General features: G+C 75.0%; 18 protein-coding genes. 12 read left to right on the top strand and 6 right to left on the bottom strand.

Annotated elements, in window-relative coordinates:
- Positions 1–133 precede the first annotated feature (133 nt).
- Positions 134–1,012 carry an alpha/beta fold hydrolase gene (locus tag AWQ70_RS02945; protein WP_067169834.1) on the bottom strand — a complete coding sequence of 293 codons (879 nt, stop codon included), beginning with the start codon at positions 1,010–1,012 and terminating at the stop codon, positions 134–136.
- Positions 1,013–1,124: 112 nt separating this feature from the next.
- Between AWQ70_RS02945 and AWQ70_RS02950 the strand changes: the two genes are divergently transcribed.
- A complete protein-coding gene (locus tag AWQ70_RS02950) occupies positions 1,125–3,083 on the top strand; it encodes an AfsR/SARP family transcriptional regulator (protein WP_067169837.1) in 1,959 nt (652 codons plus the stop codon).
- Positions 3,084–3,178: 95 nt separating this feature from the next.
- Here AWQ70_RS02950 and AWQ70_RS02955 read toward each other — a convergent pair whose 3' ends face one another.
- From AWQ70_RS02955 to AWQ70_RS02965, 3 genes are all read right to left on the bottom strand, one after another.
- Positions 3,179–4,210 (bottom strand): pyridoxal-phosphate dependent enzyme, encoded by a 1,032-nt coding sequence (locus AWQ70_RS02955; protein ID WP_067169840.1) that lies wholly within the window; start codon positions 4,208–4,210, stop codon positions 3,179–3,181.
- Positions 4,211–4,429: 219 nt separating this feature from the next.
- Positions 4,430–5,455, bottom strand: a complete 1,026-nt coding sequence (locus tag AWQ70_RS02960; RefSeq protein WP_067169844.1) for a TolB family protein — start codon at positions 5,453–5,455, stop codon at positions 4,430–4,432.
- Between the two features lie 176 nt (positions 5,456–5,631).
- Complete coding sequence (locus tag AWQ70_RS02965; RefSeq protein WP_067169847.1) at positions 5,632–7,056, bottom strand: FG-GAP-like repeat-containing protein; 1,425 nt, start codon at positions 7,054–7,056, stop codon at positions 5,632–5,634.
- 316 nt (positions 7,057–7,372) lie between these two features.
- Between AWQ70_RS02965 and AWQ70_RS02970 the strand changes: the two genes are divergently transcribed.
- From AWQ70_RS02970 to AWQ70_RS03000, 7 genes are all read left to right on the top strand, one after another.
- On the top strand, positions 7,373–7,939 hold the full coding sequence (locus AWQ70_RS02970) for an RNA polymerase sigma factor (protein WP_067169851.1): 567 nt from the start codon (positions 7,373–7,375) through the stop codon (positions 7,937–7,939).
- A 130-nt stretch (positions 7,940–8,069) separates the two neighbouring features.
- Complete coding sequence (locus AWQ70_RS02975; protein WP_067169855.1) at positions 8,070–8,267, top strand: hypothetical protein; 198 nt, start codon at positions 8,070–8,072, stop codon at positions 8,265–8,267.
- Entirely contained in the window at positions 8,264–9,175 is a 912-nt protein-coding gene (locus AWQ70_RS02980; RefSeq protein ID WP_067169858.1) for an ATP-binding cassette domain-containing protein, read from the top strand. The genes AWQ70_RS02975 and AWQ70_RS02980 overlap by 4 nt, the downstream gene beginning before the upstream one ends.
- The gene (locus AWQ70_RS02985; protein ID WP_067169861.1) at positions 9,172–9,435 is read left to right on the top strand and encodes a hypothetical protein; all 264 of its coding nucleotides are present in this window, start codon (positions 9,172–9,174) and stop codon (positions 9,433–9,435) included. The genes AWQ70_RS02980 and AWQ70_RS02985 overlap by 4 nt, the downstream gene beginning before the upstream one ends.
- Entirely contained in the window at positions 9,426–9,929 is a 504-nt protein-coding gene (locus tag AWQ70_RS02990) for a hypothetical protein (RefSeq protein WP_067169865.1), read from the top strand. Before AWQ70_RS02985 ends, AWQ70_RS02990 begins: the two co-directional genes overlap by 10 nt.
- Positions 9,917–10,429, top strand: a complete 513-nt coding sequence (locus tag AWQ70_RS02995) for a hypothetical protein (protein ID WP_157529861.1) — start codon at positions 9,917–9,919, stop codon at positions 10,427–10,429. Before AWQ70_RS02990 ends, AWQ70_RS02995 begins: the two co-directional genes overlap by 13 nt.
- Before the next feature lie 105 nt (positions 10,430–10,534).
- Positions 10,535–11,296 (top strand): sulfite exporter TauE/SafE family protein, encoded by a 762-nt coding sequence (locus AWQ70_RS03000; protein WP_067169872.1) that lies wholly within the window; start codon positions 10,535–10,537, stop codon positions 11,294–11,296.
- Between the two features lie 128 nt (positions 11,297–11,424).
- On the opposite strand, the gene AWQ70_RS03005 is transcribed toward AWQ70_RS03000, so the two are convergent.
- Positions 11,425–12,657, bottom strand: a complete 1,233-nt coding sequence (locus tag AWQ70_RS03005; protein ID WP_067169875.1) for an MFS transporter — start codon at positions 12,655–12,657, stop codon at positions 11,425–11,427.
- 55 nt (positions 12,658–12,712) lie between these two features.
- Positions 12,713–13,459: a DeoR/GlpR family DNA-binding transcription regulator gene (locus AWQ70_RS03010; protein WP_306303390.1), complete on the bottom strand. Its 747-nt coding sequence runs from the start codon at positions 13,457–13,459 to the stop codon at positions 12,713–12,715.
- An 81-nt stretch (positions 13,460–13,540) separates the two neighbouring features.
- On the opposite strand from AWQ70_RS03010, the gene AWQ70_RS03015 reads away from it, so the two are divergent.
- The 4 genes from AWQ70_RS03015 (at position 13,541) to AWQ70_RS03030 (ending at position 16,855) form a co-directional block, all read left to right on the top strand.
- Entirely contained in the window at positions 13,541–14,530 is a 990-nt protein-coding gene (locus AWQ70_RS03015; protein ID WP_306303391.1) for a helix-turn-helix transcriptional regulator, read from the top strand.
- A 125-nt stretch (positions 14,531–14,655) separates the two neighbouring features.
- Positions 14,656–15,414: an alpha/beta fold hydrolase gene (locus AWQ70_RS03020; RefSeq protein WP_218004390.1), complete on the top strand. Its 759-nt coding sequence runs from the start codon at positions 14,656–14,658 to the stop codon at positions 15,412–15,414.
- 155 nt (positions 15,415–15,569) lie between these two features.
- Positions 15,570–16,058 (top strand): carboxymuconolactone decarboxylase family protein, encoded by a 489-nt coding sequence (locus tag AWQ70_RS03025; protein ID WP_067169889.1) that lies wholly within the window; start codon positions 15,570–15,572, stop codon positions 16,056–16,058.
- On the top strand, positions 16,055–16,855 hold the full coding sequence (locus AWQ70_RS03030) for an isocitrate lyase/PEP mutase family protein (protein WP_067169892.1): 801 nt from the start codon (positions 16,055–16,057) through the stop codon (positions 16,853–16,855). The genes AWQ70_RS03025 and AWQ70_RS03030 overlap by 4 nt, the downstream gene beginning before the upstream one ends.
- The last annotated feature ends 102 nt before the right edge of the window (positions 16,856–16,957 follow it).

Raw genomic sequence — 16,957 nt, forward strand, 5'->3', positions numbered from 1 at the left:
CTCCGGTGTCGTCGCTTGCCGGCATACGAGATCCGGCCCCCGGTTCCCCCTTTCCTGCGCGGTCGATTGCCGGGAGATCCGGCCCCGTGCGGGTTCCGGCATCTCCTGTGCCGTCGATGGCCGGCCGCGCCGTTCAGCGGGCGAGTAGCTCCCGAAGGGCCGCGACGACGTCGGCGGGGGCCTCCTCGGCCATGAAATGGCCGCAGCGGACGGTGACGTGGCGCAGGTCGGGCGCCCATGCCCGCCACAACGCGTCGGCGTCGTAGCCGAGGGCGGCTCCCCAGTCCTGCTGAAGCACGGTGACCGGCATCCGCAGCCGGTTGCCGGCGGCGCGGTCTGCCCGGTCGTGCTCGACGTCGACGCCGGCGGAGGCGCGGTAGTCGGCCACGATCGAGGGCACGGCCGCACGGCAGGCGTCCAGGTACGCGGCGCGTACGTCGGCGGGCAGCGCCTCCGGGGCACGGGTCCAGATGTCGAGGAAGTGACCGAAGAAGGCGTCCGGGGCGGCGTTGATCATCTGCTCGGGCAGGCCGGGAGGCTGGGCCATCAGGTAGAGGTGGAAGCCGACGGCGGCGGTGACGCCGTGCAGCGCCTCCCACATGTCCAGGGTCGGCAGCACGTCGAGGCAGGCGAGGTGCGTGATCGCCTCGGGGTGGTCGAGGCCGGCGCGGAAGGCGACCAGCGCGCCGCGGTCGTGCCCCGCCAGCGCGAAGCGCTCGTGCCCCAGCGCACGGGCCAGGGCGACGACGTCGGCGGCCATGGTGCGCTTGGCATAAGCTGTGCCGTCGGTTTCGGCGGGTTTGTCGCTCGCGCCGTACCCGCGCAGGTCGGGGCAGATCACGGTGTGGTCGGTGGCCAGGTCGGCGGCGACGTGCCGCCACATCAGGTGGGTCTGGGGGAAGCCGTGCAGCAGCACGATCGCGGGGCCAGAGCCCGCGACCGCCGCGTTCAGGGACACGCCCTCGGCGACCGGGACGCGCTGAAGGCCGAAGCCGGTGATGGTCGACGCCATGATTTCCGTCTCTTTCCGTGGATGGCCAGGTGCGGCAAGCCTGCCGGGCGCGGATGAGCATCGGATCAGCACACGGGCGTGACCGGTCCGACGGCCGGGGGGAGGAGCAGAGGTGCGGGTCGCGTTCGGGGTGCTGGGGCCGGTGGCGGCCTGGGACGCGGACGGGAACACGATCGCGTTGAAGGGGCCGCGGCACCGTGCGGTGCTGGCCCGGCTGATCGTCGCCCGCGGCCGCGTCGTTCCGGTCACCCGCCTGACGGAGGACCTGTGGGAGGACCCGCCCCCGGGAGCGGTGGGCGCGGTCCGCACCTTCGTGGCCGCGCTGCGCCGGGCCCTGGAACCCGGGCGCCCGCCCCGTACCCCGGCCCGGCTGCTGGTCACCGACGGACCCGGGTACGCGCTGCGGGCGGAGCCGGACGCGGTGGACGCCTGGCGCTTCGGGCGGGTGGTGACCGGGGCCGCGACGCTGCCGCCCGCGGACGCCCTCGCCCGGCTTGAGGAGGCGCTGGCGTGGTGGCGCGGACCCGCGTACGCCGAGTTCGCCGACGAACCCTGGGCCGACGCCGAGCGCGCGCGGCTGGCGGAGTTGCGGCTGCACGCCGTCGAGCGCCGGGCCGAGGCCCGGCTCGCGCTGGGGCTGGCCGCCGAGGCGGTTCCGGATCTGGACGCGCACGTGGCCGAGCACCCGTGGCGGGAGGACGCGTGGCGTCTGCTGGCGCTGGCGCTGTACCGCACCGGCCGCCAGGGGGAGGCGCTCGCGGTGCTGCGCCGCGCGCGGACGCTCCTGGTCGGGCGGCTCGGCGTGGACCCCGGCCCGGCACTGCGCGGCCTGGAGACGGACATCCTCCGGCAGGCCGAACACCTCGACCTCGTCCCCGGCTCCCGGCCCGATGACGCGGCGGGTCGGGTGTGGGCCCGGGCCACCGCCGCGTACGACCGCACCGTGTCGTCCGGCGCACGGACCCGGCTGGAGTCGACGGTGGGCCTGCTGCGGGGACTCGCGGTGAGCGGCGGCGGCGGTCTGGAGGCGGCCGGTGAGCACCGCGTGGCGGCCATCGCGGCGGCCGAGGAGCTGGGCGACGCGGAACTGACCGCCCGCGTGATCGGCGCGTACGACGTGCCCGCGATCTGGACCCGCGTGGACGACCCGGAGCGGTCGGCGCGGGTGGTCGCGGCCGCCGAGCGTGCCCTGACCGCCCTGCCGCCCGGCGGCCACGAGACGATCCGGGCGCGGCTGCTGGCCACGATCGCCCTGGAGTCGCGCGGCACCCGGTCGGCGCGCGGGCTCGAGGCGGCCGGGCAGGCGGAGGAGATCGCCCGCCGTCTGGGGGACCCCGCGCTGCTGGCGTTCGCTCTCAACGCCGTGTTCATGCAGACGTTCCACCGCACCGGTCTGGCGCCGCGCCGGGACGAGATCGGCGCCGAGCTGGTCACCCTCTCCGCACGGCATGGCCTCGCCACCTTCGAGATCCTCGGCCACCTCATCCGGCTCCAGGCCCGCGCCGCCCTGGGGGACTTCGCCGGAGCCGACCGCCACGCCGCCGCCGCCGACCGCCTGGCCGAGCGCCACGAGCGGCCGCTGGTGGGCGTGTTCACCCGGTGGTACGCCGCCATGCGGCTCGCCGCGACCGGCTCGGCCCCGGCCGCCGAGGTGGAGGCGGCCTACCGGGAGGCCGCAGCCGGGCTGGAGGGCGCGGGCATGCCGGGACTGGAGCGCGGCCTGCTGCCGCTCGCGCTGCTGTGCGTACGCGTGACGCGCGAGCTGCCCCTGCGGGCCGGGGACCGCGTCGACTGGGGGCCGTACGAGCCGTGGGTCCGGCCGCTGGCGCTGCTGGACGAGGGCCGTCGCGACGACGCGGCGGCGGCGCTGCGCGAGGTGCCGGACCCGCCCCGAGACCTGCTGTCCGAGGCCCTGTGGTGCCTCACGGCGCGCGCCGCCGTCGCCGTCGGCGACCGGGACACGATGGAGCGGGCCCGCGTCGCGCTCACGCCCGCGGCGGGGGAGCTGGCCGGCGCGGGCAGCGGCCTCCTCACCCTTGGGCCGGTCTCGGCGTACCTGGCCGGGTTGTGAGGTTCTCGCCCATCAGGATCGGGCGGGCCGGTCGCCAGGAGGCCACCCCACCGTCCGCCGGGTTGTGACGTTCTCGTCCATCAGGGTCGGGCGGGTCACCAGGAGGCGTCGCCGTCCAGCACGCGGGCGAGCCGGGCCGCGTGCGGAGACCAGTCCAGCCCCCGGTCCCGCGCCCAGACGTCGTCGTGGCAGGTGCGCAGGTGGCGCGGGCCCGCGTCGCCGATGACGGTCACCACGTCCCCGCCCACGCCCTCGGCGCGTACGCGGGTGACGATCTCGAGTGCCGCCCACAGGTTCGCGCCGGTCGCGGGGCCCACCGCCAGCCCGGTCGCCTCGCGTACGCGCCGCGCGGCGGCGACGCTCGCGGCGTCGGGCACGGGGACGACGAGGTCGACCACGTCGGCGGAGAACGCGGGCTCCATCCGGGGCCGTCCGATGCCCTCGATGCGGGACGGCATCCCGGTGGCGTAGTCGGCCGCGCCGTAGGCCCATCCCGGGAAGTAGGCGGAGTTCTCCGAGTCGGCGACGGCCAGGCGCCCGGGAAGGCCGTTCCCGCGCAGGTGCCGGCCGACGGCGGCGGACGTGGCGCCCGTCCCCGCGCCGACCACGACCCAGCGCGGGCACGCGCCGACCTGCCCGAACAGCTCGTCGGCCAGGCTCGCGCCGCGCCACTCCACGGTCGCGGCCGCCGTGTAGTGGTCCACGTAGTGGCCCCCGATCCGCTCCGCCAGGTCCCGGGCCTCGTCGTAGATCGCGAGCGGTGGATCGACGTACCGGCACGTCCCGCCCAGCCGCTCCACGTCCGCGCCCGAGGACTTCCGCGGCATCACGGCGACGTACGGCAGGCCGAGCAGCCGGGCGACGTGCGCCTGGGCGGTCGCCATCGCGCCGCCGGCGGCCTCGACCACCGTGGTGCCCTCCGCGATCCGGCCCGCGACGATCGCGTCGTGGAAGAGCGCGCACGCCAGCCGGTGCTTGAGGCCGCCCGGCCGCGCCGACTCGTCCTTCATGAGCAGCCGTACGCCCCATCCGGCCGGAAGGGGGAACTCGCGGAGCGGCGTGACGCCGATCTGCCGGCGTTCCCCGTCGAGGATGTCGATCGCCTGTCTGGCCCATTCGCTGATCATGCGCGGCAATCTAGCCGCCCGCCCCGGCGGACGACGACCGGGCGGCGGCCTCCTGCCACCTGGAGCCCCTGGGCCGGGATCCGTGAAAGCGAGGCCCGGCGGCTGCCCCCGCCGCTTCGGCGCCGGCGCGTCGAAGACACGCTCCGGCAGGTCAGCCGGTCGCTCCCCGGCTTGCTCCCGCGCCCGGCACGGTGGCGCGAGGCCGTTCGGCGGCGCGGGTCATCTCACGATCTGGAGCAGGGCCTGGTTCCGGGTCTGCGCCGACTCGGCGAGCCGCTGCAGTTCCCTGCCGGCGGAGTCGAGTACGACCAGGGTGTTGTGCTTGCGACCGAGTACGCGGACCACCAGGCGGCCGTCGGCGAGGTAGAACGCGCCCATCTTGGTCCCCTTGACCGGGATGGGCACCCGCTTGCCGGTGACGGTGTCGACGATCGTCGGCGTGAACCCCACCGGCCACCCCCCGTCTCCCCCCGGATCCTCCGGCGACAGCGTGTGCACCACGACCTTCCCGCCGTCCGGCGACAGGCTCTGCACGTGGTTCGCCAGCTTGATTCCCTTGGCCCGGACCGAGGTCCCGGTCTTCAGGTCGAAGACATGGACGCCCGCGGTCGTGCCGGCATACCCGGCGAGGTGGCGCCCGTCGGCGGACCAGGCGAGGTGGCAGACACCGAACGTCTTACCGACCCTGCGCGCGCCCGTGCCATCCGCGTTTATCACCATCAGCGGTGACTTGTCGGAATTATCCATGGGGAAGTAGGCGACCCGGCTGGAGTCGGGGGACCAGACCGGCGTGAGGCAGGGGGCCCCGGCGGCGGCGCCCCCGGCCACGGTCTTCGCCGTGCTCCCGTCTCCGACGTGCAGTTTGCCGTCCAGCGTGATCCAGGCGAGCCTGGTGCCGTCGGGCGAGGCGGCGAACTGGTACGACTCCGGCGCGTTACCGATCTTGGTGAACCCCTTGCCGGGCTCGTACCTGCTGATCGGGTTTCCCTTGCCCTCCTTGAAGTAGACGGCGACGCCCTCGATCGGCTTCGGCGCCGCCCTCGTGGTCCCGGTGGCCGCGCCGGCTCCGCCGGCAGCGGTGGTGCGGGCGAGGGCGGCATCGGGTGTGAGCGGCGCGGGGGTCAGCAACATAGGGACGAGGGCGAGTCCGGAAAGGGCGCGCAGCTTCGACGCGGGGGCGGTGAGGATCGAGGCGGCGCGGCCGGCGATCGCGTCGGCGGCCGGAGGGAGTGCGGTGCGCTCCATCGAGATCTCCTGAAATAACGGGCATATTCCGGTCTGGCCTTCGGCTGTGCCATCCGGGCTTGTGCACGCAGTGAACGGCCACCCGCTTGCAGACCACTTGATCACCGCATGCCGGCCGCGCCGCAGGGCGACCGGTCGCTCACGTCACGCCGCCCGCCTCAGGCGGTCGGCGGTGGTCAGTTAAGGGAGCGGCCGAACTGCTCGCCCTGCCGTTCCGGGCGCAGGTGAACGGCACCGGCCTTCCCGGCGGCTTTCCGGGCGGGCGACAGCACGGTCACCTGCTCATCGGCGAGGGTGGACACGACGAGTTCGTCCCCGCCGTCTCCGTCCAGGTCGAGCAAGGCCACTCTCTCCCCGAATCCACGCACGAACTCGCCCGGTACACCGGCGGACGACGGGTCGAAGACCTGGGCCCCCTTCGTCGACAGGCCGCCCCGCCCGCCGTACAGTACGGCGACCGCGCCCTCGCTCGCGCCCTCACCGAGCTGGACGTACCCCTCGCTCGCGCCGACCGCGACGTCCGCGTACCCGTCGCCGTCGACGTCACCGACGGCGACGGACGATCCGAAGCTCCGGGCGGCCTCCGACATCCCGGGCATGCCGGGAGAGGCCGACGTCCAGAACCTCGGCGTGCCGTCCAGACCTCCGGCGGATCCCCGGGTGACGGAGATTCGGCCACCGGCATCGTCGACGGCGTCGTCGGAACTGCTCGTGACCACGTCACCGTAGCCGTCACCGTCGAGATCGCCGACCGCCACGGCACGCACACCCCAGCCGGGGAAGGTCCCGCGCGCCCGCCCCGCCAGGCCGGCCCGCGACCCCCGGTACACCACACCGACGCCCTCGTCGGCCGGGTCGTCCTCCGAGTAGGCGACGGCGAGGTCGGCGTAGCCCTCCCCGGTGACGTCACCGGCCGCGAGCGCGCCGACATCCGCGATGTCCCTGATGACACTGCGCCAGTTCGTCTTCCCAGTTCGCATGCCTGCTCCTCCGCGGGCCACCCATACGGAGGTGAAGGTGGCCGCCGCCAGGTCGGCGCGGCCGTCCCGGTCGAAGTCGCCGACGGCCAGCGCGGCGCCGAACCCGGTCGCGCGCTCGGGCCTTCCCAAAGAGACGAGCCGCCCGGACAGCCCCTGCTCGGACCCGAAGGCGATCTCCACGGAACCCGCGCGCCCGCCCTTCCCCGGCGCGCCGATCACGAGGTCCGCGTAGCCGTCGCCGTCGAGGTCGCCGGAGGCGAGGGTCGCGCCGAACCTCTCCCCCTTCACGGCCGCGCCACCCCTGTCGAGGAACTGCCGGTTCGCGGCGGCGACCCCGGCCGCCGAGCCGTACACCACCTCCGCGCGGCCGGCCCCCTTCATGCCGTTCACCGTCCCCTCCGGAGCGCCGACGGCCAGGTCGGCGTACCCGTCGCCGTTGAAGTCGTGCGCTCCTCCGGCCGTGCGGGCGCTCGGCGACGGCCTCGCCGCGGGACCGCCGGTCGCCGAACCTGTGGTGGCGGAATCGGCGGTCGCGGGAGGGGGAGCGGTCCCCGCGCCGGTGTTCGCCGTGGCGCACCCCGCCGTCGCAGCCGCGACAAGTAGCCCCAGGAGAAGGTTCACCGCAGATTTGCAGGCAATGATCACATGTATCCGATCAGGTAGGGGTCGGTACGGTTCCACACCGCCGTACCGGAACATCGCCTTCACCCCACCGGTACGTTTCCTCGCACGTTCCCGCTGTACGTGTCAGGTCGTGGCCTGCCGGACGTCCTCCTCGGCGCCGGTCGGCCGTACGCCGGGGTGGCGGGAGAAGGCCGAGGGGATTCAGCGCGGAACCCCGGCGGTCTCGGTGGCCGCGCTCACCGTCGTACCGGGCCGTTTTCCGGCAGGAGGGAACCGTTCACGGCCGATGTCGCGATAGACCGGTCGTGTACGGATTCCTCGCCCGGCGTCGCGAACCCCTCCGGTCGGCCCCGACAGCGGCGACGCGGAACTGCTGGCCGCCGTGGCCGCCCGCAGGACCGAGGCGCTGCGCGTGCTCCACCGGCGGCACGCTCCCTGGCTCCGCGTACGGCTGGCGCGGCGGTGCGCCGACCCCGACCTGGTGGACGACGCGATCCAGGACACGTTCGTCGCCGTCTGGCGGGACGCGCACCGCTACCGCGCGGGCGAGGGCGAGGCGGCGGCCTGGATCTGGACGATCGCGATCCGCCGCCTGATATCGATCATGCGCGGGACCCGGACGACGCCGCCGGTCACCCCGCTCGACGACGCGCACCTGGTCGCCGAGTCGGCCGAGGACGCGGTCCTGGTCGGCGTCGAACACGGCGACCTGGGCGACGCCGTCGCCCGCCTCTCGCCCGAACTGCGCGCCGCCGTCCAGGCGACCGTGCTCGACGGCCTCACCGTCAAGGAGGCCGCCCGCCTCCTCGGGATACCCGAGGGCACCGTCAAGACCCGCGTCATGCGGGCCAAGGCCCGGCTCAGGGAGTATCTGGCATGACCTGGCACCTGCCCCCCGACCTCGTCGAGCGTTACGCTCACGGCCTGCTCGACCCCGTCCAGGTCATGTCCGCGGAGAGCCACCTCGCCCGCTGCCCGCGCTGCCGGGCGGCGGTGCCGTACGACGAGGGGTGGCTCGCGGCGAGCTGGGAAGAGCCGCGCTCACCGTCGCCTGGCTCGCGGCGGTGGCGGCCGGCCCGCTGCTCGCCGGAGACAGGCTGCTGGCCTTCTCACCCGGAGCGCAGGCGCTGTACGGCGCGGCGGCGCTGGGCCTCGTCCCCCTCGTCTACCTGCGGCGCGCCCGCCTCGACCCCGGAGAACCCCGATGACCAGCCCCACGACCGCCCCCACGAGCGGGCCCGCCACCGCGACGGTGACCGTGCGCGACCTGACCAAGCGATACGGCCGCACGGCGGTGCTGGACGGCCTCACCCTGGAGTTCGGCCGGGGCGTGACCGGACTCCTCGGCCCCAACGGCGCGGGGAAGACCACCCTGCTGCGCTGTCTGGCCACCACGCTCGCCCCGGACGGGGGCGAGGTGCGGGCCCTCGGGCTGGACCCCTCCCACCCCGCCCGGCGCACCGAGCTGCGCCGCAGGCTCGGCTACCTCCCGCAGAATCCCGGCTTCTATCCGCATTTCACCGTCTTCGAGCTGGTCGAGTACGTCGCGATCCTCAAGGAGCTGACCGACCGGGCGGAACGCCACCGCGAGGTGCGCCGGGTCCTGCGCGAGACCGGCCTGGCGGATCTGGCTTGGACGAAGGCCCGCAGGCTGTCCGGCGGCATGCGGCAACGGCTCGCGCTCGCCCAGGCGCTGCTCGGCGACCCCGACCTGCTCATCCTCGACGAGCCCACCGTGGGGCTGGACCCCGAGCAGCGGATGCGGTTCCGCGCCCTCGTCTCGCTGCTCGGCGAGAGCCGCACCGTGCTGCTGTCCACCCACCAGACCGAGGACGTGGCCGCCCTGTGCGAGCGGGTGGTCGTCATGCGGGACGGCGCGGCGGTGTTCCGGGGGACGCCGGGCGACCTGGCCGCCACCGCCGCCGGGCGGGTGTGGTTGTCGGACCGGCCGCCCGCGGGGGAGAGCCTGTTCTGGCGGACGGCCGACGGGCGGTACCGCACGCTCGGCGACCGCCCCGGCGAGGCCGTTCCGGCCGATCCCGGCGTCGAGGACGGCTATCTGCTGCTCCTCGCCGGGCACCCCGGCGCACGGCCGGGGGACGGAGCGGACGCGTGAACCGGCCGCTGGTGTGGTTCGAGATCCGGCGGATGGCGCGCAGCCCGCTCCCCTCGGGCGCCGCCGCGCTCTGCCTGGGACTGCGGCTGGCCGCCACCTGGGAGCTGGCGCCGGACATGAGCGTCGAGCCGGTCGGCACCTCGGGCGCCATGCTGCTCCTGGCGGCGGCGATGATGCTCGCCGCCCACCTCGCGACGTCCCGGGACGGCAGGGGCGGCATGCCCGAGACGCTCGGCGCGCTGCCCGGCCGGTGCGCCTGAGCGCGGCCGTGGCCGCCGCGGCGGTCGTCGCCGCCCCGGGCGAGGAGATGACCCGGCGGTTCTCGATCACTCCGGGCGATCTCGCCGCGTCGTCCGGCGCCATCGACGCCCGGGTGAGGGAGCGCTACTTCGGGCCGGACGCCTGGGTGTGCGAGCGGCACGGGCCGGTCGCCTACTGCGCCTACCGCGACTACGTCGCCTGGATCCCGGCATGGGTGTCCGCGGTGGACCCCGTGGTGCGGGCGCTGCCGCCGGCCGAGCGCGACCGGCCCCGGGAGGTCCGGCAGCTCACCGACAGCTGGTGGCTCGCCGACCGGGTCGAGGGGCGGGACGTCGAGACGTTCCCGGTGTGGGGACGGGCGGGAGCCGAAGGCGACAGCCGGGGTGTGCTCGCCTCCGACGTCGTCCGTTCGGTGACCGGGCTGCGGCCGCCGTCCGCAGGCTGCGACGCGCGCGGCCAGGGCAGGGCCGTCGTCGCGCTGTGGCTGCTCTGAGCGCCGGGACCGCGCTCACCCTGCTCAGGATGATGGGTGTGCTGCTGGGCGCCGCCGCCGGGTTCGCCGTGATCGACGAGATGAGCGCGAGCACGGCCGCGACCCCCGTGTCGCGCCGGCTCCGCCAGTGGCTGCGCTGCGGGTTCGGCGGCCTGGCCGCCGGGTTTTCGTGGGCGCTCGCCTCCGCCGTCGCCTCGGCCAGGCTGCCGGAGGGCGCGGAACTGCGGGTGCCGGGCATGGCCGTGGAGGCCGCGGTGTGCGTCGCGCTCGGCCTGCTCGCGGCGTCGGTGGCCGGGCGCGTCCACCAGGGGAGGGCGGCCGCCCTCGCCGCGACCGGCGCCCTGCTCGCGATCGTCTCGGTGAGCCTGGTCACGCGCGGGCCGTACTGGCCATGGCTGTACCCCCAGGAGGGGAACTGGGAGGCCGTCCACTACGGATGGCTGGCCGTGCTGCCGCCCGCGCTCGCCGCGCTGCACTGGGCGGGCCGGGACCTCCCCTGACGGGGCGGCACCGGCGGCGTGCCCCAGGCCGTGCCGCCGGTGCCGTACGCCGTGGCACTGGTTACCCTCGGATCGTCAAGAGATCGCCAAGGGAAGGGGCGCCGCATGGGGGCGGGGGAGGTCGCGGTCCTGCTCGTGGCGGCCCTGGCCGCGGGCTGGGTCGACGCGGTCGTCGGCGGGGGAGGGCTGCTCCAGCTCCCGGCGCTCCTGCTGGCGGGGGTGTCCCCGGTGCAGGCGGTGGCGACGAACAAGTCCGCGGCCATCTTCGGCACCGCGTCCGCCGCCGTGACGTACGCGAGGAACACCAAGCTCGACCGGGCGGTGGCCGTGCCGTCCGGTGTGCTGGCGGTCGCGTTCGCCGGGCTCGGAGCGGCGTCGGCGGCCATGCTGGAGGCGGGCGTGCTCAAGCCGCTGGTCCTCGTGGTGCTGCTCGGCGTGGCGGTGTTCGTGACGGTGCGCCCCGCGTTCGGCGTCGTCCCGCACCCCCACCTGCGCACCCGGGCCCGGCTGGCGGCCGCCGTCGCCCTCGCGGGCGTCGTGATCGCGTTCTACGACGGGATCCTCGGCCCGGGGACGGGGACGTTCCTGCTCATCGCGTTCACGTCCGTGCTCGGGATGGACTTCGTGAACGCCTCGGCCACCGCGAAGATCCTCAACACCGGCACGAACCTGGGCGCCCTGCTGGTCTTCTCGGCCCAGGGGCACGTGCTGTGGGGGATCGGCCTCGGCATGGCCGTCTGCAACATCGCCGGAGCGCAGCTCGGGGCGCGCATGGCGCTGAAGCGGGGCTCGGGTTTCGTCCGGATCGTCCTGCTGTGCGTGGTCACCGGACTGGTCCTGAAGCTCGGCTACGACCAGTTCCTCTGACGGCCCCCGCCCGGCGCCCCCGCGCGGGCACGGCGCCGCCGAGGGCCTCGCCCCGGTTGAGGGTTTCGCGCCGCCACCTCGTACGGGGGGACCGGCTTCCGTCGTACGCCGGCCGGCCGGGACGGGCGTCACGATCGGCTCATGGCCGGCTCTCCCGCGTCTCGGCCGGCCCGGCGAGGGGCCCGCAGCGCGGACGCGGCGAACGCCACGAACAGCGACAGGACCACGGGGATCAGGAGCGCGTGGCGCAGGGTGGACAGCTCGGAGGCGCCGCCGATCAGGACCGGCCCGGCGAGGAACCCGGCGTAACCGAGGCTCGCCACGCGGGCCAGGGCGCGACCGGCCTGGGCCGGGTCGCGGTGCCCCGCCGCGGAGAAGACCTGCGGGATGGTGCACGACAGCCCCGTCCCGAACAGGGCGAACCCCACGATCCCGGTGACCTGGCCGCCGCCCAGCACCGCGAGCGCGAGGCCTCCGGAGGCGACCAGCCCGCAGCAGCGCACCAGCCGCGCCGGACCGAGAAGACCGGCCAGCCGGTCGCCGGCGAACCGCCCGGCGGTCATCATGACCGCGAACGCGGCGTAGGCGGCGGCCCCGGCCCCCGGGGTCGAGCCCAGCGACTCGACCAGATAGACGGAGCTCCAGTCGGTCGCCGTCCCCTCGCCCACGAGGCAGCAGAACGCGAGCACGCCCAGGAACAGCACGCCGCGCGGCAACCGGGCGGCCGGTGCGGGCCCGGCCGTCCCCTCGCCCGTCCCGGCGGCGGCGGGGCCCGCGTCGGCGGGGTCGTCGCGCATGGCCCACCTGGTCGAGACGACGGCCAGCGCCATGATCAGCAGCCCGCAGGAGAGGAACGTACGGCCCGCGTCGACGGCGGCGTGCGCGAACAGCCCGCCGATCGCGGCGCCGAGGAACCCGCCGATGCTGAACACCGCGTGGAAGGACCCCATGAGCGTCCTGCCGTACGCGCGCTCGACGACGACGGCGTTGGCGTTCATGGCGACGTCGAGGCTGCCGTTGGAGAGGCCCATCACGAACAGCGCCAGGGCGAGCGCGGGCAGGTTCGGGACGTAGGCGGGCAGTACGAGGACGAACCCCTGGGTCAGCGCCGCCGGGATCACGACGCGGCGGCTGCCGAACCGGTCGATGAGCCGGCCGACGATCTGCATGCCGGCGATGGCGCCGGCGGCGATGCCGAGGAGGCCGAGGCTCAGCTCGCCGTCGCCGAGGGCGAGGCGTTCCTTGATGGCGGGGATGCGGGCCGTCCAGGTGCCGATGGTGAGGCCGGAGAGCAGGAACAGCCCGTACACGGCGAGCAGCGCGCGCGGCGACGCCGGCCGGTCGGGGGCGGGAAGGGCCATGGAGCGCTCCTGAAGGAAGGGGGACGCGGAGAGGCGGGGGAGCCGGGACGGGGATTCAGGAACCGGCGACGCGGACGGTCACGCCCGCGGCGGTGAGGGCGTCGTGCTGGTCTCGCGGGATGCCCTCGTCGGTGACGACGACGTCGAGCCGGTCCAGCCCGCAGACGGCGCCGAACGCGGTACGGCCGAACTTGCCGGAGTCGCACGCGACGACGATCCGGCGCGCGGAGGCGATGGCCGCCTGCTTGATCGCCACCTCGGGCAGGTCGTGCGCGGTCAGCCCGTGCTCGGCGGACAGGCCGCAGCACCCGATCACGGCGGTGTCGAACCGCAGCGCCCTGATCGACGTCTCGGTGAGCGGCCCGACGAAGTTCAGCTCGCCCTTCCGTACCTCGCCGCCCGGGAGGACAAGGCGGATCCGCGGCGCGGCGGCGAGCTCCCGCGCCGGCTGGAGGGCGAGCGGGAGCACGGTGAGGCGGCGGTCGCGCACCGCCCTGGCGACCTCGAGCGCGGTCGTGCCGCCGTCGAGCAGCACCGCCTCCCCGTCGGCGAGGAGCGCGGCGACCTCGTCCGCGATGCGCCGCTTGGCCGCGGTCGCCTCGCGCTCGCGGACCTCGAACGGCGGCTCCTCGCCGCGCAGCAGCAGGCTGAGCGCGCCGCCGCGCACCCGGCGGACGACGCCCTGCTGGGCCAGCTCGTCCAGGTCCCTGCGGATCGTCATCTCGGAGACGCCGTGCTCGGCCGCGAGCTCCGCGACCGAGACGCTGTCGGCGACGCGCAGCGCGTTCATGATCGCTCTCACTCTGTCCGCACTCTCCATGCGTTCATTTGAACATCGCCTGTGTGCGCACAGCAAATAAATCTACGTTGTAAAGGTGGCAGGATGGGACGCATGCGCGCCAGCCGGTTGCTGTCCCTCCTCCTCCTTCTGCAGACCCGCGGCCGGATGACCGCCCCCGAGCTGTCCGCCGAGCTGGAGGTCTCGGTGCGTACGGTCTACCGCGACGTCGAGGCGCTCTCCGCGGCCGGTGTCCCCGTGTACGCCGACCGAGGCCCGGCGGGCGGGTACCGGCTCCTGGACGGATACCGCACCAAGCTGAACGGGCTGAGCAGCGAGGAGGCGTCGTCGCTGTTCCTCGCGGCGCTGCCGGGGCCGGCCGCGGAGCTGGGCCTGGCGGAACTGGCCGCGACGGCCGAGCTGAAGCTGCTCGCGGCGCTGCCGCCGGGCCCCCGGTCGCAGGCCGCCCGGATGCGCGAGCGGTTCCACCTGGACGTGCCCGGCTGGTACCGGGCCGGCGACGACGTCCCCTTCCTGTCGGAGGTGTCCCGCGGGGTGTGGGACCAGCGTGTGCTGCGGCTGCGCTACCGGCGCTGGGGCCCGCAGGACGTGGAGCGGCTGGTCCACCCGTACGGTCTGGTGCTCAAGGGCGGCTCCTGGTATCTGGCCGCCGCCTGCAGGGGGAGCGTCCGCACCTACCGCGTCAGCCGCATCATCGGGGTCGACGTCCTGGACGAGTGGTTCGACCGGCCGGCGGACTTCGACCTGGTCGCGTTCTGGCGGGAGTTCTCCGCCGGTTTCGCCGCGCGCATGTACACCGCCGAGGCCGTCGTGCGGGTCGCGCCCGAGGCCGACGGGCTCTTCCGCTACACCTTCGGCGACGTGGCCGACCAGGTGCTGCGCGAGGGCATCACCTGCGACGACGGCTGGACGCGGGTGACGCTGCCGATCGAGTCACCGCGCCACGCGCGCTGGCAGCTCCTGCGGCTCGGCGCCATGGTCGAGGTGCTGGAGCCGGCCGAGCTGCGCGCCTCGATGGCCGAGGCCGCCGCCGATCTCGCGGCGATGTACGGCGTCCGCCCGGCCGGAGACTGAGACGGGCCGGGGCGGCGGGAAAACCGGTTGCCCGCCGGCGGGAGGGGTGACGACCATTGCCCGGTTGTCTTCGCTCGCGTTCGCCGGCACGCAGCCGGCCGCGGCACACGTGTGACTGAGGAGTCGTGACGGTTTTGACCGGTGTCTGGTACGAGGTCGGGGGAGAGGGCGACCCGGTGGTGCTGCTGCACTCCGGCGTGGCCGACACGCGCATGTGGGACCCGCAGTGGGAGGCGCTGACCGCGTCGTTCCGTGTGGTCCGGCCGGAGTTCCGCGGGTACGGCCGCAGCCCGTGGGCCGCCGACGGCCCCTACTCCGACCACGAGGACGTCGCCCGGGTGCTCGGCGGCCTCGGTCTGGAGCGGGTCGCCGTGGTCGGCTCCTCGCACGGCGGGCAGGTCGCGCTGGAGCTGGCCACCGCGCACCCCGGACTGGTCTCCCGGCTGGTGCTGCTCAACGCGGGATGCGGCCTGCCCGAGACGCCCGACGTGGAGGAGTTCGGCGCGGAGGAGATGCGGCTGATCGAGGCGGGCGACGTCGGCGGAGCGGCCGAGCTCAACGCGCGGACCTGGCTGGGCCCCGAGGCCGGCGACGCCACCCGCGCCCGGCTGGCCGAGATGCAGCGGGACGCGTTCGAGGTGCAGCTCAAGGCCGACCCGGAGCCCGAGCGGCTCCGTGGCGCGATCGACCTGGCCGCCGTCGCCGCCCCCGCCCTCGTGGTGGGCGGAGGCCACGACCTGCCCTACTTCCGGCGGACGGCCCGTCACATCGCCGCGACCATGCCGAACGCGCGCCTGGTCGAGCTGGAGTGGGCCGGGCACCTGCCGAATCTGGAGCGTCCCGAGGAGACCACCCGGATCATCGTGGACTTCCTGACCGGCTGACCACGCCCGGCGGCCGTGCCGTCCGCCACATCGACCGCTTCCCCGGCGGCGCCCGTCCGGATGCGGCCGGCAGCGGATGACGCCCGAAATGGCCTGTTCATCTCGGCCGGAATTGGCTCTCACCCGCCCGCGACCGCTGATCTAGAGTGGCTCGCATGGCGAAAGAGAGCACGTCACCCACCGTTTCCGAACCCGCCCGCATGGACATCATCCGGGCGGTCCCCGAGCTGTACCGCGCGATGGCGGCTCTGAGCCGGACCGTCGCCGAGTCCGGCCTGGAGCGCCCGCTGCTGGAGCTGGTCCGGATCCGGGCGTCCCAGATCAACGGTTGCGCCTTCTGCATCGACATGCACACCGCGGACGCCCGGGAGGCGGGGGAGACCGAGCAGCGGATCTACGGCCTGTCCGCCTGGCGGGAGACGCCGTTCTTCACCGCCCGCGAGCGCGCCGCCCTGGCCCTCACCGAGGCCGTCACCCTGGTCGCCGACACCCGTGTGCCCGACGACGTGTACGAGAAGGCGGCGAAGGAGTTCGACGAGCAGGAGCTCGCCAAGCTGATCTGGGCGATCAGCGAGATCAACTCCTGGAACCGGGTCACGATCTCCGCCCGGATGGTCCCCGGCAGCCACCGCCCCTCCCGATGAGCGGGCAGCCGGGACCCGAGGTCACCTCGGGCGTCCGTACGGCGCCGGCCGGATCGCAGGCGGAGGTTCTCCGGGCGCTCCACGTGCCGGGCAGGCCCCTCGTCCTGCCGAACGTGTGGGACGCGGCGAGCGCCAGGCTCGTGGCGGAGGCGGGCTTCCCCGCCGTCGCCACCGGCAGCGCGGCCGTCGCCGCGGTCCTCGGCTACAAGGACGGCGAGACCCCTGCGGAGGAGATGTTCGCCGCGATCGCCCGCATCCGCAGGGCGGTCGCCGTCCCGGTGACCGCCGACGTCGAGCGCGGGTACGGCCTGCGGCCGGCCGAGCTGGCGGAGCGGCTGGCCGAGGCGGGCGCGGTGGGCTGCAACCTGGAGGACCTCGCCTCGCGTACCGGCGCGCTGGTGGAGGTGGAGGAGCAGGCCGGCTTCCTCGCCGCCGTCCGGGAGGCCGCGCCGCATCTGGTGATCAACGCGAGGACGGACGCGTACCTGCTGCGCGGCCACCCCGACCCGCTCGCCGAGTCGCTCCGGCGCGGCCGCCGCTACCTGGAGGCGGGCGCCGACTGCGTCTATCCGATCCGGGCCCGCGCCGCGGATCTCCCGGCGCTGGTCGAGGGGATGGGTGGGCCGGTCAACGCGCTGTGCGCCCCGGACTCGCCGCCGCCCGCCGCGCTCGTGGCGCTGGGCGTCGCCCGGATCAGCTTCGGGCACAACCTGCACCTGGCCGCGCACCGGTACGCCGAGCGCATGGTCGCGGCGATCGGAGCCGGCCTCAGCCCGTACGGCGTCGCCGCCCCCTGAGGCCCGCCGGGGGCCGCGACGCGCTGACCCGGCGGTGTCCCCGGTGGGCGCCGTGCCTGGTTCGGGTGACGAGGACGCGGGCGGTCCGACGAAGGGCCATGC

The sequence above is a fragment of the Microtetraspora niveoalba genome (genome assembly GCF_001570405.1).
GTDB classification, from domain to species: Bacteria; Actinomycetota; Actinomycetes; order Streptosporangiales; family Streptosporangiaceae; genus Microtetraspora; species Microtetraspora niveoalba.

Bases quoted from the DNA above. Each gene is read 5' to 3' on its own strand.
- AWQ70_RS02960 (WP_067169844.1), bottom strand. From the start codon at position 5,455: ATGGAGCGCACCGCACTCCCTCCGGCCGCCGACGCGATCGCCGGCCGC.
- AWQ70_RS02980 (WP_067169858.1), top strand. From the start codon at position 8,264: ATGACCAGCCCCACGACCGCCCCCACGAGCGGGCCCGCCACCGCGACG.
- AWQ70_RS02955 (WP_067169840.1), bottom strand. From the start codon at position 4,210: ATGATCAGCGAATGGGCCAGACAGGCGATCGACATCCTCGACGGGGAA.
- AWQ70_RS03015 (WP_306303391.1), top strand. From the start codon at position 13,541: ATGGGACGCATGCGCGCCAGCCGGTTGCTGTCCCTCCTCCTCCTTCTG.
- AWQ70_RS03005 (WP_067169875.1), bottom strand. From the start codon at position 12,657: ATGGCCCTTCCCGCCCCCGACCGGCCGGCGTCGCCGCGCGCGCTGCTC.
- AWQ70_RS03030 (WP_067169892.1), top strand. From the start codon at position 16,055: ATGAGCGGGCAGCCGGGACCCGAGGTCACCTCGGGCGTCCGTACGGCG.
- AWQ70_RS03000 (WP_067169872.1), top strand. From the start codon at position 10,535: ATGGGGGCGGGGGAGGTCGCGGTCCTGCTCGTGGCGGCCCTGGCCGCG.
- AWQ70_RS02945 (WP_067169834.1), bottom strand. From the start codon at position 1,012: ATGGCGTCGACCATCACCGGCTTCGGCCTTCAGCGCGTCCCGGTCGCC.
- AWQ70_RS03025 (WP_067169889.1), top strand. From the start codon at position 15,570: ATGGCGAAAGAGAGCACGTCACCCACCGTTTCCGAACCCGCCCGCATG.